Genomic DNA, 16,415 nt, shown 5'->3' with positions numbered 1-16,415 from the left:
ACGGCACGCCGCTGACATCTACGCCACGCGAGCCACGAACGCCGAGACGTCGTCGAGGAACTCGTCGCGGTTGGTCTCGTTGAGGACCTCGTGCCGGGCGCCGGGCTCGATACGGGTGGTGACGTCGCTGCCGGCGAGCTTCTCCATCACCGGCCGGGTGGAGTCCAGCGGGACGAGCTGGTCGTCCTCGCCGTGGATCCACAGCACGGGCAGCTCCGCGAAGCCGGGGCCGGCGGCGATCGCCTCGACGGCCGCGACGAACGCCTCGAGCGTCGGGCGCTTGAACGGCCCGTGCCACACCAGCTCGTCGGACTCGTAGTCCGCGCCGACGGCGAGGTCGCGGGAGAGCACCGCGGGGTCGATCGGGACGTCGGGGATCTCGTCGTACTCGAGCAGCCCGAAGATGCCCGGGCTGCCCCCGACCACGGGCCCGGTGAGCACCAGGCCCGCGAGCACGTCGGGGTAGCGCTGGGCGTAGCGCGCGGCGACGAGGCCGCCCATGGAGTGCCCGAGCAGCACGATCGGTAGGTCGGGGTGCTCGTTGCGGGCGGTGCGACGGACCTGGTCGAGGTCCTCGACGACGTCCTCGACGTCGGCGACGAGCACGCGCTCGCCCTCGGAGCGGCCGTGGCCGAGGTGGTCGGGCGCGTAGACCACGGCCCCGTCGCCGGCGAGGCGGTCGAGCACGTGGGCGTAGCGCCCGGAGTGCTCGCCGTAGCCGTGCGCGACCAGCACCACGCGGCGCGGCGCGCCCTCGGGGTCGCGACGGCGGACGACGACACGGCCGTGCGTGCCGCCGAGCTCGAGGTCGGTCTCGGTCCCGATCATGCAGAGGTCTCCTCGCGAACGCTGGGGTGGGCAGTGGTGACACCGAGGACGGTGCGCACCACCAGGTCGGGGTCGTCCCACATCGGCACGTGGCCGACACGGGGCAGGCGGACGAACTCGGCGCCTGGCAGGCGCGCCCGCAGCGTCTCGCCGTGACGCCGCCAGGGGATCAGGCGGTCGCGCCCGCACCACGCGACGCGCACCGGGCACGGCAGCTCCTCGAACGACGCGAGCCCGCCGTGCGCGGCGGCGCCGTCGAGCAGCTCGTGCAGGATCACGCAGCCGCCGAGGTCGTCGATCAGGTCGGGCACGTCGGCGGTCGGGACGCGGTCGCCGCGCTCGAGCACCCGGCCGAGCAGCAGCCGCCGCACCCGGGGCCGCGCCGCCAGCACGCGCACCGCGGGCGAGCCGCCCAGCGCCGAGCCGAGGCGGAACGACCACACCAGCCGGCGCAGGTCGAGCCGAGTGCGCCAGCCCCCGGCCGGCGACAGCGCGACCACGGTGCGGGCACGCCCGCGCCGGGCGAGCTCGAGGGCCACCCAGCCGCCCAGCGAGTTGCCGACGAGGTGCGCGGTCGGCATGCCGGCGGCGTCCATCAGGGACTCGACGTCGTCGACGATCCCCTCGACGCCGACCGGCTCGCCCTCGGGCCACGGCGCCCCACCGCGGTGCCCGATCATCGTCGGCACCAGCACGTCGTGGTGCTCCTCGAGGCCGGAGAGCACCGGGCGCCACGCCCGCCACGACATGCTCGCGCCGTGCAGCAGCACCATCGGCTCGCCGCGCCCACCCCGGTACGGGCCCTCGGGCGCGCTCACGTGCGCCCCAGGGCGAGCACCTCGTCGAACCCGTCCGCGAGGTCCTGCTCGAAGCCGGGCAGGTCGGTGATCGACGCGGCGTCGAGGTTGGCGGCCACGCAGCACGTCGGCCCGTGGGTCAGCATCGCGATCATCGCCGCGCAGCCGGGCAGGGGCGCGAACGGGTAACTGCGCACGATCCGCGCGCCGGCGAGGTAGATGTCGCCCTGCAGTCCCGGGATGTTGCTGGCCTGCAGGTCGTTGGCGCCGGTCGCCGCGCCCGCGCCGAGGCCGGTGATCACCGAGCCCGGCAGCCGCGCGAGCCACGGCGTCACGACCTCGACGCTCTCCAGCGCCGGCTCGGCGAGCGCGGCCTTCATGCGCCGCCGGACGTCGACGATCCGGGCGGCCGGGTCGACGATGCCGACCGGGGCCGAGAGCCGGGCGGGCGCGAAGTGGTTGCCGCCGGCCTCGTGCTCCTCGCGGCGCACCGACACCGGCAGCGTCACCGGCATCAGCCGCTCCGGGGGCAGCGGGTCGCCCTGGCGCGCCGAGTAGCGGCGGAACGCCCCGAGCAGCGACGCGAGATAGGAGTCGTTGATCGAGCCACCGGCCGCCTTGCCCGCCGCGCGCAGGTCGGCGAACGGCACGTCGAGGGTGCGGAAGCGCCAGGACGGGCTGCGGTGCGCGAGCACCGGCAGCGGCGGGGCCGGCGGCGGCGAGAGCACCCGCCGCGCCGAGACGACGTAGCCGAGGGCGTCCCGCACGGCACGGTCGGGACGGACCAGCGACGCCGCCATCCCGAGCAGCCCGCGCGCCGCCCCGCCGACCAGCCCGAGGTCGCTGCGGACCTGGCGCGCGAGCTCCTCGGACAGGGTCGGGGTCTCGCCCGTCGGCGCGGGCGGCTGGGGCTTGTCGGTGGTGGGCTCCCGGGTGCGCGAGTGCAGCCCGGCCAGGAGCTGCGCGAGGCCCATGCCGTCGGAGAGGACGTGGCTGAGCTTGAACAGCAGCGCGGCGCCGCCGTCGGGCAGCCCGCCGACCAGCGTGGCCTCCCACAGCGGGCGCGACGGGTCGAGCGGGGTCATGGCGGCCTGCTCGGCGAACGTGAACAGGCCGTCGGTACCCGCGCCCTCGGGCAGCCGGAGGCGGCGCAGGTGGTAGTGCAGGTCGAAGTCGGGGTCGAGCGCCCAGTGCGGTGTCCCGGCGCCGAGGAACGGCGTGACGATCCGTTCCCGGAACCGGGGGACCACGCGGGAGGCCCACTCGGTGGCGGCCACGAAACGGTCCCAGTCGGGCTCGCGGTCGAGGGTCTCGACGATGACGACGGTCGAGCGCATGCGGGGGTCGACCTCGACGCGCCACATGAGCGCCTCGAAGCCGGTCATCTGCTCCGACCGGGACCAGAGGAGGCTCCCGTCGGCGCTGCGGGGCGGGGTGGGGTCGGTCTTTCCCGACGGGCTCACGGCGTGCCTTCCAGCGTCGCGACGAACCGTGCCCGCACGTCGGCGACGTGGTCGTTCATGGTCGCCACGCTCCACTGCGAGGTGTCGACCGGCGGCAGGACGTCGACGTGCACGGTGCCACCCCGCAGGGTCTGGTGCCCGCGCCACATCACCTCGCCGGCGTCGTGGATGACGATCGGCACCATCGGCACGCCCGCCTGCATCGCGATGTGGAAGGCGCCCTTCTTGAACGGCCCGAGCCGCGGGGTCGGCGAGCGGGTGCCCTCGGGTGCGATCGCCAGCGACCAGCCCTCGTCGCGCATCTTGCGCACCGCGGGCTCGAGGGCCTCCTTCGACTGCCGGGCGTTGCCGCGCTCGACGAAGGCGACGCCGGCCAGGCTGAACATCTGGCCCCACAGCGGGATGGAGGCGGCCTCCGCCTTGGCCACGCCGGTGAAGCCCCCGCGCAGCAGCTTCATGAGCAGGGCGACGTCCAGCTTCGACTGGTGGTTGAAGACGAAGACGCACGGCCGCGCCGACCACAGGTGCTCCGCGCCCCGCACGTCGACGTCGATGCCGGCCAGCGCGAGCCCGAGGTCGCCGGTGACCGACGAGGCCAGGTCGACCATGTGCCGCCGCGACCGGCGCGCGAGGCCGACCGCCGCGCCCGCGGACGCGCCACCGAGCAGGGCGCCGTAGAACCCGGCCGTGCGCAGGACGTCGCCGGGCGTGGCGAGCGTGCCGCCCCGCTCCGCGACGGTGAGCACCGGCCGGTCGCCGCACGTCGTCGCCCGCGGTGTGACCACCAGGGGCCGCTCGCCCGCGTCCAGCAGCGCCGACGAGCACGGGCCGGCGTAGACGAACGTCGGCCTCTGCCCCTCGAGGGCCGCGGCCAGGGCGGCGGCCTTCGAGCTCCCGTCGTCGTCGATCAGCACCGGCCCGGCGACCTCCCCGCTCAGCGTGCCGTCGCGGACGTCGACCTCGGTGGTCACGAGCCCGTCGGCGCCGAGGTCCTCGGCCAGGGGCGCGAGCACCGGCCGGGGCGCGTGCCCGGTGACCACCACGCGGTGCCCGGCACGACGGTGCTCGGCCACGAGCGACCACATCTCCGGGCGCAGCGCCGCCCCGAGCTCGTCGCGGTGCAGCACCCGCGCCCGCCGGGCGACCGTGTCCTCGTCCTGCCCGGCCCAGCCCGCGACGAGACGGCGCACGGCGGCCTCGTCGTCGCCCGCCCCCGCGACCAGCGCGATGTCGGCGGGCAGCGCGCGCCAGGACGTGCGCCCGGAGCGAAGGGCCTCGCCGGCGTGCGCGGCGACCGCGGAGGCGTCCAGCAGCGCGGTCTCGTCGACGACGGCGACGCTGCCCGATGGCGCGGCCCGGACCGAGGCGCGCCGGGCGTCGAGCTCAGCGCTGGGCAGGGGCATCGAGGACCTCCGACCGGAGTGCGTGCTCGCGTTCCGCGACACGGCGCAGCTGGTCGCGGACGCCGGCGACCTCGTCGCGCCAGGCCGCCCGCGCCGCCGGTGTCGCGTCCGCTCCCAGCAGTGCCCGGTTCTCCGCCGCGCGCAACGCGGTGGAGAAGAGCTCGCGGGACACGACGTCGGCGCCGTGCAGGCGTTGCTGGCGCCACCACTGCTGCCCCAGGCCCGTGCAGGCGTCGAGGAAGGGCCCGCGGTCCTCCAGGGCTCCGTCCTGCTCGGCGAGCACCGTCGCCACCACCCACTGCGACTCGACGAACGGCAGCAGCGTGCGGGGCGCGACGAGCAGCTCCGCGCGGCCCAGCATCTCCGCCGCACCGCCCGGCGTGCCGAGGACGTCCTTCCGGTCGGGGGCGAGGCGGTCGAGCTCGGCGAGAAGCTCGTCGCGGTACTCCCGCTTGCGGGAGAAGAAGAAGTCGAACTTCAGCAGGTCGCGCAGCTCGAGGGCCGTCCCCCAGCACGCCTCGAGGGCCTCGTCCTGGGGGAGATCGGCGTCGACGATCGTCAGCAGCGCCATCTCCAGCACGGCCCGCGTGAGCAGGTGGTGCAGCACCCCGTTGCGGTAGAACGCGGCGACGTGGTGACGGTCGGAGTCGATCGACCACACGGCTTGCGGTCCCCCGTCGAAGCGCTCGGCCACGCCCACCGAGACGAGGCGCTCGAGGGTGTCCTCCAGGGCTTCGTCGGACCCGAGGTCGCCGATCGCCGGCACGCGCTCGAGCAGCCGGCGCACCGGCTCCACGACCGCGCGGACCTGCTCGAACGTCAGGGCCCGCCCACCGGCGCCGAGCAGCGCGAAGGTGACCACCGACGTCGGCGTGACGGGCGTGGCCCGGTTGATGCCGACGGCGATCCGGAACGCGACCTTCTCGAGCTGCGAGCGCCCCTCGCCGGCCTCGTCGAGGGCCGCCAGCAGCGGGAGCGGCTCGCCGAAGCGGACCCGGGCCGAGCCGATGCGCCGCTGCTGGTCGCGCATGTAGCCGGCGAGCCAGCCCAGGCCCTCGGCCTTCTTGCCGGCCCCGCCCTGCTCCGCGGCCAGCGCGCCGACCTCGTGGAGCTGGTCGTAGTGCAGCGACACGGGCACCAGCAGCGGGTCCCGGCCGGGCGAGTCCGGCTCGAGCTGGGCCGCCGCGTCGACGAGGTAGCGCAGCAGCCCGTACTTCGGCGGGCGCAGCTTCCCGGTCCGCGTGCGGCCGCCCTCGATGTACCACTCGAGGTTGAAGCGCTTGTCCAGCAGATGTCCGAGGTACTCGCGCACCGCGAACTTGTAGATCGCGTCGTCGCCGAAGCTGCGGCGGATGAACACGATCCCGGCCCGGCGACCGAGCGTGCCGAGCGGCCAGAAGGCGAGGTTGTCGCCGCCGAGGACGTGGTTGCGCGGGAAGTCGTGCGCGTGGAGCACCTCGGCCAGCACGAGCGGGTCGGCGTAGCTGCGGTGCGAGGGCAGGAAGATCAGCGGACGCCGCCGGCCCCGCTCCCGCAGGCGCTCCAGGCTGGCGGTGTCGACGTCGACGTCCCACGCCTTGCGGTGCAGCGGGCTCATCACCGACCGGAAGGCCTCGATCGCCGGCGGGCTCTGCACCGCGGCCATCTCCTCCAGGCAGTCCGACGTCTTCGCCAGCACCTCCTCGGGCGTCAGGCCGAGCTCGCCGGCCAGGTCGGCGGCCCGGCGGGCGACCGCCGTCGACGCGACGATCTGCTCGGCCATCAGCCGGGGCACCTTGTAGCGGTCGCCGGTCAGCCGTCGTTCCGCGCGGTCGCAGGCCAGGGTCGCGCGGCGGCGGACGAAGGCGACGAAGCCCGAGCCGTCGGGCGAGCCCACCTCCTGGTCGCCCTCGCGCCGCAGGTCCGACAGCGTCGCCGCGTCACCGGCGACCACGCGCGCGCGGTCGGCCGACCAGCCCCGCAGCCGGGCGCGCGCGTGGCGCACGCCCCGGCGCCGCGGGCTCAGCGAGAACAGGTCCGAGAGCGACGGCTCGTCCGAGGAGGCGCGCTCGTCGGGCGGCCAGACCACGCGCACCGGCACGACGGTGGTGTCGGGCGCCGCGGCGTCGAGGGCGCCGGCGAGCTCGCGGGCGCCGTCCGGGACCACCTGGGCCCGGCGGTCGCCGTACGTCGACTCCGTCCACTGCCGCACCAGCTCACGCTCGGTCCGGGACTTCGCCCCCGAGAGCACCAGCGTCCGCACCACTCTGTGCTCCTGCCTCCACGCGCCCCCCGCGAGGGGACGCGAGCGTCAGCCCCGGATCGAGCAGGGCATGGTCTTCACCGCGTGCACGAAGTTGCTGCGCAGGGTCTCGGGCTCGCCGACCGTCAGGTCCGGGACCCGGGCCAGGAGCTGCGAGAAGATCTGCCGCAACTGCGTGCGCGCGAGCATGTTGCCCATGCAGAAGTGTGGTCCGCCACCCCCGAAACCGACGTGGGGGTTGGGGTCGCGGGAGAGATCGAAGCGCAGCGGGTCGGTGAAGACCTCGGCGTCCCGGTTGCCCGACTCGTAGAACATGACGACCTTGTCGCCCTCGGCGATCGGGGTGCCGCGCAGCTCGGTGTCCTGCGTCGCGGTGCGCCGGAACGTCACCACCGGGCTGGCGTGCCGGATGAACTCCTCCACCGCCGTCCTCGCCCGGCCCTCGTGGTCCTCGGCGAGCCACGCGCGCTGGTCCGGGTGCTCGGTCAGCCGGCGCATGGAGTGGGCGATCGTGTTGCGCGTGGTGTCGTTGCCGGCCACCGAGAGCAGCACGAAGAAGGCGCCGATCTCGTTGTCGGTGAGGCTCTCGCCATCCACCTCCGCCTGCACGAGGTTGGTCATCAGGTCCTCCTGCGGGGCCCGACGGCGGGCCTCGGCCAGCTCGAGCGCCGGTCCGAGCAGGGCCATGAGCGCCTGGCCCGCCGCCTGCAGCGGGTCCTCGAGGCCCAGGTTCTGGAGCACGTCCGGGTCGTTGATGGCGACGAGGAGGTCGGCCGCCTCGGCCAGCGACTCCTGGTACTCCTCGGGCGCGCCCATGAGGTCGTAGATCGTGCCCATCGGCAGTCGCTTCGCGACCAGCGACACGAAGTCGCCGTCGCCGTGGTCGAGCAGCTCGTCGACGATCGACCGGGCCCGTCCCGCGATCCTGTCCTCGAGGCGGCGGACCTGTTTCGGCGTGAACGCGGCGCTCACGATCTTGCGGAGCTTCGTGTGCCTCGGCGCGTCCATGGCGAGGAACGACTGGCTCGCCTCGAGGAGCTCCGCCGGCGCGTCCTGGAACTGCGTGCCCTGCCCGGAGCAGAAGAGCTTCGGGTTCCTGCTGACGTAGCCGATGTCCTCGTGGCGCACGACGGCCCAGAACCCCGGGTCGTCCTCGCCGGGCATGAGCATGCCCTCCGGGGGGCGGTGCCAGGAGATCGGACGCTGCGACCGGAGCTCGGCGAACGACGCGTCGCGCTCTGCCATCGGCCGGCCCCAGAACTCCAGGGACGACAGGTCGACCGGGTCGAGGTCCGGCCCGGGAGTCGTGGCCGTGCTCGTGGTGGTCGTCATGCGTTCGCCCCGTCCTGTGCCGTCTTCTCGGCCGCCTTCACCGCGGCCTGCTCGCGCCGCTCGGCGGCGAGGGCGAGCGCGGCGTCCCAGCCCTCGCGCTTGCCGATGAGGCGGCGGTACTTCATGACCTCGGCGCGCATGTCGACCGCGAGGGCGCCGACGATCCGGCCGTTCGCCCGGTAGAGCGCGGTGAACGGTCCGCCGTCGGCGTCGTCGCCCGCGACGACCTCGACGTGGTCGCCCGCCGCGACGCCGACGAACTGCACCCGGCTCGCGTACCAGTCCGACCAGAAGTACGGGACGGTCTCGTAGATCTTGGCGTTCTCCGGGTCCACGGCGTTGCGCGCGGCGTAGCGCCCCTGCTCGGCGGCGGAGGTCCAGTGCTCCAGGCGCATCGGGCCGTCGAGGACGTCGTCGAACAGCGCGTTCGGCCAGCGGGCGACGTCGCCCGCGACGTAGACGCCCGGCGCGGCGGCGAGGCGGGCGTCGGCCACCACCCCGTTGTCGAGGGTGAGGCCGGAGCCCTCGAGCCAGCCGGTGGTCGGCTGCGCGCCGATGCCGACGACGAGCAGGTCGGTGTCCAGCTCGGTGCCGTCGCCCAGGCGCACGGCGCGGACCCGGCCGTCGTCGTGGAGCACCTCGTCGACGGCCACCCCGGCGCGCACCTCGGTGCCGTGACGCTCGTGCAGGCGGGTCAGCGCGCGGCCCATCCGCTCGCCGATCGCGCGCACGAGCGGGGTGTCCATCGCCTCGAGGATCGTCACCTCGAGGTCCAGCGAGCGGGCGACCGCGGCCACCTCGGAGCCGATGAAGCCCGCCCCGACGACGGTCACCTTCCGGTTGCCGTCCCGCAGCGCCCCGCGCAACCCGATGGCGTCGTCGAGGGTGCGGACGACATGGACGCCCGCGAGCCCCTCGGTGCCGGGCAGGGTGCGCGCGTGCGCTCCCGTCGCGATCACCAGGCCGTCGTAGGGGATCGCGCGGTCCCCGACGGCCACGGTGCGCGCCGAGGTGTCCAGCGCCGACGCCGGCGTGCCGAGCACGAGCTCGACGTCGAGGTCGTCGGCGAAGGTCGCGTGCTCCCGGTAGCGCGGGTCGGGGCACTCCTCGGCGGCGAGGTACTCCTTGGACAGCGGCGGGCGGTCGTAGGGCAGGTGCTCCTCGGCCCCGACCAGGGTCACCGTCCCGTCGAACCCGTCACCGCGGACGGCCTCCACGGCGCGCAGGCCGGCGAGGGACGCCCCGACGACCACCAGGTGCGTCACCGCTCAGGACTCGAGCGAGAGCGCCTCGGTCGGGCAGGCGGCGACGGCCTCGCGGACCTCGTCCTCCTGCCCGTCGGGCACCTCCTCGGCGTGCAGGATGAGCGAGCCGTCGTCGTCCACCTCGAACACGTCGGGCGCCAGGGACTCGCACATCCCCATGCCGGTGCACTTGTCCCAGTCGACTCTGATCTTCATTGGGGTGGCCCTCCCCCGGGTCGGCGTCCTCGGGCGACGGAGCTCTCGGCGAGCCCGCACCCGGCGCACCATAACGTGCGTGATGCTATGGCGCGAGACCTGCGTCACCGACTGATCACTCCACGTCAGCACCGGCGAGACCGTCGGCGTCGTGCCAGCCTCGTGTCAGCCTGGGGGCCACGCTGGCGTTGGACGTCAGGAAAGCCCCCACCTGGACCCCGGCGAGAGGAACACGCACGTGAGCACGCTCGACCTGGACGCGCCGGCCACCCCGACCGCACTGTCGGTGACCCACGACGGCGGCGTCGCAACGGTACGCCTCGAGCGCCCCGAGGCCGCGAACGCGCTCGACCGCACGCTGTGGCGCGAGCTGCGCGACACCTTCACCGCGCTCGACGCCGACCCGGGCGTGCGGGTCGTCGTCCTCGCCGGCGCCGGGAAGCACTTCTGCGCAGGCATCGACCTCTCGATGCTCGGCGAGATCCAGGGCATGGCCCCCGACGGCGCCGACCCCGGCCGCGCGCGCGAGGCGCTGCGCCGGCTGATCCTCGACCTCCAGGACGTCCTGACCACCGTCGAACGCTGCCGGGTGCCCGTTCTCGCCGCGATCCAGGGCGTGTGCGTCGGGGCCGGCCTCGACCTCGCCGTCGCCTGCGACCTGCGCTACGCCACCCCGCGCACGAAGTTCTCGCTCAAGGAGGTCGACATGGGCCTCGCGGCCGACGTCGGCGTCCTGCAGCGCCTGCCCCGCATCGTCGGCGAGGGCCGGGCACGCGAGATGGCCTACACCTGCCGCGACGTCCGCGGCCCCGAGGCCGAGACGATGGGCCTGGTCAACGCGTGCGTCGAGGCCGACGACCCCGAGGCCCTCGTCGCCCACGTCCAGGAGATCGCCCGGGGCCTCGCCGCGAAGTCCCCGCTCGCGATGCGCGGCACCAAGCACGCGATCACCTACGCCCGCGACCACTCCGTGGCCGACGGCCTCGACCAGATCGCGACGTGGAACGCCTCGGCGCTGATCTCCGAGGACCTCACCGAGGCCGTCACCGCCTTCAGCCAGGGACGCGCGCCGCGCTACGCCGACTGATGCACCTGCGGTGCCAGCCCTGCGTCCACGCTTGCACTGGATGCCAGGAAATCCGCGTCGATCACCGGTCCTCGTGCGCCGCCGCCCGCCAGGGGGCGACGGGCGTGGCCGGGGTGACGGCGGGGTCCCAGGCGTCGTCCGCGTGCGCCCGCACGAGGAGCTCGAACTCGTCGAGCAGCGAGGACAGCTCGACCGGGGTGACACCTGCGATCTGCTGGTGCCCCGCGAGCACCGCCACCCCGAGGGAGGCGAGCCGCTCGCGGAGCGCGTCGTCGGCGATCACCGACGCGAGCACGTCGCCGAGCGCGCGCACCCGGCCACGATCGACCGCCCGCTGCGCGGCGTCCACGGTGGCGTCGACCGTCGCCCAGGCCCGGATCGCGGTCTCGGCCTCGTGGGGCACGGTGAGCGCCAGGTACTTCATCCGCGTGACTCGCTCGAGGGCGTCGTCGGAGGCGTTCACCAGCTCGACGAGACGGGCGGTCTCCTCGCGCTCCCAGTGCTCGAGCAGCGCGGCGACGAAGCCCTCCCAGCTGCCGAAGTGGTGGTAGAAGGATCCGCTGGTGACGCCGAGTGCGGCGCACAGCCGCCCGATGCGCAGCCCGTTGCGGCCCTCGCGGGCGAGCCGGCGCAGGGCCTCCTCGAAGTAGGCCTGCGGGGTGGCGGTCGGCATGGCTCCCTGTCCCCCCACCTCGACGCGAACGCTCGGTTCCCCTCCGAGCACACCGTAATCTACTCTACGGCCCGCCGACCCCGGTCTCGTGATCGCTGAGGAGACGACGATGTATCCCGGCACCTTCGCCGCCACCCATCCCGACCGCCCCGCGGTGATCATGGCCGAGACCGGCGAGGGGCTGACCTACCGCGAGCTCGAAGACGGCTCGGTGCGCCTGGCGCGCACGCTGCTCGACCACGGACTGCAGCGCGGCGACGTCGTCGCCCTGCTCAGCGACAACCACCCGCGGGTGTTCGAGGTCTACTGGGCCGCGCAGCGCGCCGGCCTGCTCGTCACCGCCGTCAACCACCACCTCTCCCCCGACGAGGCCGCGTACATCGTCGACGACTGCGGCGCCCGCGCCCTCGTGGTGTCGGCGGCGAAGGACGAGCTCGCCCGGGCGATCGTCGACGCGACCCCGGGCGTGACGCTGCGCCTCGCCTTCGGCGGCACGGTCACCGGGCACCGGGACTACGACGAGGTCGTCGGCCCGCAGAGCCCCGAACCGCTCGCCGACCAGCCCCGCGGCGGTGACATGCTCTACAGCTCGGGCACCACCGGGCGCCCGAAGGGGATCAAGCCCAACCTCGTCGAGCGCCAGATCGACGAGCCCGGCGACCTCTACATCGCGGTGTTCAAGCCGATGTACGGCTTCGACGAGGACACCGTCTACCTCTCACCGGCGCCGGTGTACCACGCGGCGCCGCTGCGCTTCGGTGCCACGATCCAGTCGACCGGCGGCACCGTCGTGATGATGCACCGCTTCGACCCGGAGCAGGCCCTCGCCGCCATCGAGCGCTACCGGGTCACCCACAGCCAGTGGGTGCCGACGATGTTCGTGCGGATGCTCAAGCTGCCCGCCGAGACGAAGCAGCGCTACGACGTCTCGAGCCTCCGCGTGGCGATCCACGCCGCGGCGCCGTGCCCCGTCGAGGTCAAGCAGGCCATGCTCGACTGGTGGGGCCCGGTGCTCTACGAGTACTACAGCTCGTCCGAGGCCAACGGGATCACGTTCATCGACCCGCAGCAGTGGCTCGAACGGCCCGGCTCGGTCGGGGTGGCGGGCCTGGGCACGATCCACGTCTGCGACGACGGTGACGACAGGGGCCGCGAGCTCGCCCCGAACGAGGTCGGCACCGTCTACTTCGAGCGCGACCGCGTCCCCTTCGCGTATCACAACGACCCGGACAAGACGCGGGGCGCGCAGCACCCCGAGCACGAGACGTGGACGACCACCGGCGACCTGGGCTACGTCGACGAGGCCGGCTTCCTCTTCCTCACCGACCGCAAGAGCTTCATGATCATCTCAGGCGGCGTGAACATCTACCCGCAGGAGATCGAGGACGTCCTGACGCTGCACGACGCGGTCTACGACGTCGCGGTGATCGGGGTGCCGGACGACGAGATGGGCGAGTCGGTGTTCGCCGTCGTCCAGCCCGCGCCCGGCACCGAGCCCACCGAGGCGCTCGCCGAGGAGCTCCTCGAGCACGTGCGCGGCCGCATCGCGCGCTACAAGACGCCCCGGCGCCTGGTGTTCACCGACGACCTGCCGCGCACCCCGACGGGCAAGCTCGTGAAGCACCGCCTGCGCGAGCGGTACGCGGCCGGCGAGTTCGCCTCGGCCTAGAAGAGCGAGCGGAAGAACGTCGCGATCGACGACAGCGCGTCGCCGATGATCGCCAGGATCGACTGGACGACGTCGGCGGCGCCGGTCGGGTTCGTGATCACAAAGAAGAGCACGACGGCCACGGCGACGATCCCCAGGAACCGCTTCAACCCGCTGGACATGCGTTCCCGATGCTCCCGTCGTGCCGGTCGCTCCGCGCTCGGGGTGGGTGCGGTGCGGTGCGCACCGACCGTAACGCCATCTCCCCGCTGGGGTGGGTTCCTTCGACACAGTGGCGTGGGCGTGTCTCGGCCGAGATCGACGCTGACGGCGCGAGCGCGGGACGATCACTGCCGTGGACTCCTTCACGCGCGACGGCCTGCGCTTCGACGTCACCGAGCACGGCCCGCCCGACGGCACCCCGGTGCTGCTGCTCCACGGCTTCCCGCAGACCGCGGCGAGCTGGGAGCCCGTCGCCCGCCGTCTCGCCGACGCCGGCTACCGCGTGCTCGCCCCCGACCAACGCGGATACTCGCCGGGCGCCCGGCCCGCGCGGCGCCGCGCCTACCGCGTCGAGGAGCTGGCCGCCGACGCCGTCGCCCTCGTCGACGCAGCGGGCGGCGGGCCGGTGCACGTCGTCGGGCACGACTGGGGAGCGATCGTGGCCTGGGCGCTCGCCGCACTGCACCCCGAGCGGGTGCGCACCGTGACCGGGGTGTCCGTGCCGCATCCCGCCGCGTTCCTGCGGGCGATGCGGTCGAGCCGGCAGGTCGCGCTGTCCTGGTACACGTACCTCTTCCAGCTCCCCGGGCTGCCGGAGCGGTTCCTGAGCCGCCCGGGAGCCTTCGTCCGGGCGATGCGGCGGACCGGGCAGACCCCGGAGCGGGCCCGGCGGGACGAGGCCGCGCTCGCGTCCCGGGGCGGTCTCCGCGCGGCGGTGGCCGGGGGCGTCAACTGGTACCGGGCGACGCCGCTCTGGGAGCACCCCGGTCTGCCCATCCCCGTCGAGGCCCCGGCGCTGATGGTGTGGAGCGACGGCGACACCGCGGTCTCACGGGCGGCCGTCGAGGGCAACGCCGCGTGGATGCGGGGGCCCTACCGCTTCGAGGTGTTCTCCGGGGTCAGCCACTGGATCCCGGACGAGGCCCCGGACCGGCTCGCGGATCTCGTGCTGGAGCACGTCGCCGAGCGCTGGGATTAGGGGGTTCCGGGAGCGCGGGGGGATGCGCTCCCGGAACCATGGTCGGCCGAGGGGGGCGCGGCCGACTGCTCCATGCTACGGCCGGTGTGCCGTTCGCAGGGGTGCGTTATGCCACCCTCGGTGAACGGCCCTTCAGTCGACGGTCGAGCCGGCCGTCCCCGCGGTGTCCGAGGGCGATGTCCCGGGGAGGCGTGGGGTCATCGCCGAGGAGGAAAGGGCGATCGGATCTCCCGTGTCGCAGCAGGGAGTTCCGGTGCGCCACGATCGCGGTCGCCAGCGCATGGGCGTGGGACTCGGCGTCGGGGGCGTCCTCACCCGAGACCCGCTCCACCGCGCGGCCGAGCACCTCGGCCAGGCGGGCGAGCTCGTCGAGCACGTCCGCGGACCAGGTGAAGTGGTCCGTACCGTCCGGTCGCAGCGTGCGCCCGTGGTCGTCGAGGTGCCGGAGCGCCTCGGTGGCCTGCCGGGCGAGCGCGACGCCTGCGTTCTCAACCGTCACGACGCTGCTGTACCCGGACCCCGGCGGGACGACGCGCTCCGGGGCAGACGAGGTATCGCGGTGCCCCGGACGGACGCCCTCCGTCGACCGACGGTCGCCCGACGCTCAGGGGTATAGCCTCGCTTCACCGATTACGAGATGCGGAGGAGGTGCAGGGTGCGGGTCGACCTCGACGACTACGTGAGCGGCGCGACCCTGGCGACGGAGCTGGTCAACACCGCCCCCGGCGTCTGGCACGGCGAGGACCAGCTCGACGGAGTCCCCGCACTCGTCCGGTTCCTCGCCGAGCACGGCGTCGCCCCGGACCACGAGCCGACGGTCGACGACCTCGAGGCGGTGCGGGCGCTGCGCGCGCCCGTGCGCGAGGCGATCGAGGCGGGCGAGCGCCCGGACGGCGAGCCCGACGTGGCGGCACTCGCCGGGGCGCTGGTCGCCCGGGCCGGCGGACCGCCGTCGCTTGCACGCGACGACGGCGGGCGCTGGCGGTGGACGGTCGCGCCCCGACGGGACGCCACACTCGCCGAGCGGCTCGCACTCCTGGCCGGGGTCGGCCTGCTCGGCGTGGTGCGGGTCCTGGACACCGACCGCTTCCGCGACTGCGCGTCGCCGACCTGCTCAGGGGTCTTCGTCGACACCAGCCGTGCCGGTCGACGGCGCTACTGCATGCCCGATCTCTGCGGGAACCGCGCCCACGTGGCCGCGCATCGCGAGCGGCGCAGAGCAGCCGAGACGTAGAGCAGCGGAGGAGGAGAGGGCCGGTCTCGCTCCTGATCGGCTCCCCAGCGGACAGGAGCGAGACCGGCCTTCGGAAACGGTCACGCGGCGAATCCCCCGAAGAAATCGCCGTGACCCGTTGGAGAGGGAGTGTCCTGGCGGCCACCGTGGGAAACCGACCTCGTTCCGATAAATCGGTTCAGCGATCGCGTTCGTGCCGCCGCGTTTCGCGGTGCGGCCGGTGTGCAACGCGAGGCGGCCAGCTCGCCGGATCGGACCGGAGGACGCCGCTCCCGGGACGCGGAGCGCGACCCCCTCGTGGTGCGCCCCGGTCACGGCTCCAGCGCCGGTCCACCGAGGCGTCGCCGCAGCTCGACCTCCTCGAGCGCCTCGGTCGGCCGCCTCGAGTGCCCCGCCGCGCTCCCACCGAAGAGCAGGTGCGCGAGGTGTCCGACGAACGTGTCCGCCAGGATCAGGTCGCCGGGCCCGAAGCCGTCGGCGGTGCGCCCGTAGAGGTTCAGTGCCGCGCCGATGCCCGCCACAGCGGGGAGCTGCAGCGCCAGGACGGCCGAGAAGCCGACCTCGACCGCGGAGGACGCGAACTGCGGCCACCGCCCCCGGTCGCGACCGGCGAGGTCCTGGGCCACGACGACCGACCTCTCCGGCGGCGGCCCGTGGAGTGCGCTCAGGCACGGCCCCTCATCGTGGCGGTGCTGCAGCGCGTCGAGGTCGGCCGCCGTCCCCGAGGTCGAGCCGTGAGCACCGCCGGCCCCGGGTGACTCGACGGAGATGCCGCCGGCGTCGGCACCGGGGACCAGGTCGACCGCACTGCGCACCATCTGGTTCACGGCCGCGGCCACTTCGTAGAGGGCGGGCCGGCGGCTCACGGCGCGCAGTGCGTCCTGGAGCGCGGATCCGATCAGCTCGTCGTCCGGCATGGGGTTCGGCCTTCCGTTTCCGGCCGGGCTGCGCCCGCTGCATGGCGGACGGCGACGGCGTGCGGGCGTGTCGACGCTGCAGTTCGCGGTCGGACGGCCCGTGGTTCGACCGTAACGATCACACAGTACG

16 protein-coding genes are annotated in these 16,415 nt (G+C 74.2%); 4 read left to right on the top strand and 12 right to left on the bottom strand.

The annotated features are described in order from the left end of the window. Window positions 1-18: 18 nt before the first annotated feature. Genes OG774_RS24380 through OG774_RS24345 form a run of 8 tightly spaced genes read right to left on the bottom strand, consistent with a single transcriptional unit; the run spans window position 19 to window position 9,525 of the window. Window positions 19-828 (bottom strand): alpha/beta hydrolase, encoded by an 810-nt coding sequence (locus OG774_RS24380; RefSeq protein ID WP_328304944.1) that lies wholly within the window; start codon window positions 826-828, stop codon window positions 19-21. Further along, on the bottom strand, window positions 825-1,646 hold the full coding sequence (locus OG774_RS24375) for an alpha/beta fold hydrolase (RefSeq protein WP_328304943.1): 822 nt from the start codon (window positions 1,644-1,646) through the stop codon (window positions 825-827). The genes OG774_RS24380 and OG774_RS24375 overlap by 4 nt, the downstream gene beginning before the upstream one ends. After that, window positions 1,643-3,088: a wax ester/triacylglycerol synthase domain-containing protein gene (locus OG774_RS24370; protein ID WP_328304942.1), complete on the bottom strand. Its 1,446-nt coding sequence runs from the start codon at window positions 3,086-3,088 to the stop codon at window positions 1,643-1,645. The genes OG774_RS24375 and OG774_RS24370 overlap by 4 nt, the downstream gene beginning before the upstream one ends. After that, a complete protein-coding gene (locus OG774_RS24365; protein WP_328304941.1) occupies window positions 3,085-4,491 on the bottom strand; it encodes a 1-acylglycerol-3-phosphate O-acyltransferase in 1,407 nt (468 codons plus the stop codon). Before OG774_RS24365 ends, OG774_RS24370 begins: the two co-directional genes overlap by 4 nt. Continuing rightward, window positions 4,472-6,736: a glycerol-3-phosphate 1-O-acyltransferase gene (locus OG774_RS24360; RefSeq protein ID WP_328304940.1), complete on the bottom strand. Its 2,265-nt coding sequence runs from the start codon at window positions 6,734-6,736 to the stop codon at window positions 4,472-4,474. The genes OG774_RS24365 and OG774_RS24360 overlap by 20 nt, the downstream gene beginning before the upstream one ends. Before the next feature lie 45 nt (window positions 6,737-6,781). Then, window positions 6,782-8,065: a cytochrome P450 gene (locus tag OG774_RS24355; protein WP_328304939.1), complete on the bottom strand. Its 1,284-nt coding sequence runs from the start codon at window positions 8,063-8,065 to the stop codon at window positions 6,782-6,784. Next, window positions 8,062-9,330 (bottom strand): NAD(P)/FAD-dependent oxidoreductase, encoded by a 1,269-nt coding sequence (locus tag OG774_RS24350; protein ID WP_328304938.1) that lies wholly within the window; start codon window positions 9,328-9,330, stop codon window positions 8,062-8,064. The genes OG774_RS24355 and OG774_RS24350 overlap by 4 nt, the downstream gene beginning before the upstream one ends. A gap of 3 nt (window positions 9,331-9,333) precedes the next feature. Further along, the gene (locus tag OG774_RS24345; RefSeq protein ID WP_328304937.1) at window positions 9,334-9,525 is read right to left on the bottom strand and encodes a ferredoxin; all 192 of its coding nucleotides are present in this window, start codon (window positions 9,523-9,525) and stop codon (window positions 9,334-9,336) included. Between the two features lie 238 nt (window positions 9,526-9,763). Between OG774_RS24345 and OG774_RS24340 the strand changes: the two genes are divergently transcribed. Further along, a complete protein-coding gene (locus tag OG774_RS24340; protein ID WP_328304936.1) occupies window positions 9,764-10,612 on the top strand; it encodes a crotonase/enoyl-CoA hydratase family protein in 849 nt (282 codons plus the stop codon). A 61-nt stretch (window positions 10,613-10,673) separates the two neighbouring features. Here OG774_RS24340 and OG774_RS24335 read toward each other — a convergent pair whose 3' ends face one another. Further along, window positions 10,674-11,285, bottom strand: coding sequence for a TetR/AcrR family transcriptional regulator (locus OG774_RS24335; RefSeq protein ID WP_328304935.1), 612 nt, complete (start codon window positions 11,283-11,285; stop codon window positions 10,674-10,676). Window positions 11,286-11,394: 109 nt separating this feature from the next. Here OG774_RS24335 and OG774_RS24330 point away from each other — a divergent pair, with 109 nt between their 5' ends. Then, window positions 11,395-12,954 (top strand): acyl-CoA synthetase, encoded by a 1,560-nt coding sequence (locus OG774_RS24330; protein ID WP_328311136.1) that lies wholly within the window; start codon window positions 11,395-11,397, stop codon window positions 12,952-12,954. On the opposite strand, the gene OG774_RS24325 is transcribed toward OG774_RS24330, so the two are convergent. Next, the gene (locus OG774_RS24325; protein WP_328304934.1) at window positions 12,951-13,115 is read right to left on the bottom strand and encodes a hypothetical protein; all 165 of its coding nucleotides are present in this window, start codon (window positions 13,113-13,115) and stop codon (window positions 12,951-12,953) included. The two genes, OG774_RS24330 and OG774_RS24325, sit on opposite strands and share 4 nt — an antisense overlap. Window positions 13,116-13,288: 173 nt before the next feature. Between OG774_RS24325 and OG774_RS24320 the strand changes: the two genes are divergently transcribed. Further along, window positions 13,289-14,134: an alpha/beta hydrolase gene (locus OG774_RS24320; RefSeq protein ID WP_328304933.1), complete on the top strand. Its 846-nt coding sequence runs from the start codon at window positions 13,289-13,291 to the stop codon at window positions 14,132-14,134. 106 nt (window positions 14,135-14,240) lie between these two features. On the opposite strand, the gene OG774_RS24315 is transcribed toward OG774_RS24320, so the two are convergent. Beyond that, window positions 14,241-14,633, bottom strand: a complete 393-nt coding sequence (locus OG774_RS24315; protein WP_328304932.1) for a hypothetical protein — start codon at window positions 14,631-14,633, stop codon at window positions 14,241-14,243. Between the two features lie 156 nt (window positions 14,634-14,789). On the opposite strand from OG774_RS24315, the gene OG774_RS24310 reads away from it, so the two are divergent. Continuing rightward, window positions 14,790-15,368, top strand: a complete 579-nt coding sequence (locus tag OG774_RS24310; protein ID WP_328304931.1) for a CGNR zinc finger domain-containing protein — start codon at window positions 14,790-14,792, stop codon at window positions 15,366-15,368. A gap of 311 nt (window positions 15,369-15,679) precedes the next feature. Here OG774_RS24310 and OG774_RS24305 read toward each other — a convergent pair whose 3' ends face one another. Continuing rightward, entirely contained in the window at window positions 15,680-16,285 is a 606-nt protein-coding gene (locus OG774_RS24305) for a hypothetical protein (protein WP_328304930.1), read from the bottom strand. Window positions 16,286-16,415: the final 130 nt, after the last annotated feature.

It is taken from the genome of Actinomycetospora sp. NBC_00405, assembly GCF_036044095.1.
Classification (GTDB): domain Bacteria; phylum Actinomycetota; class Actinomycetes; order Mycobacteriales; family Pseudonocardiaceae; genus Actinomycetospora; species Actinomycetospora callitridis.
This window is presented reverse-complemented; position numbering and strand designations above follow the sequence as displayed.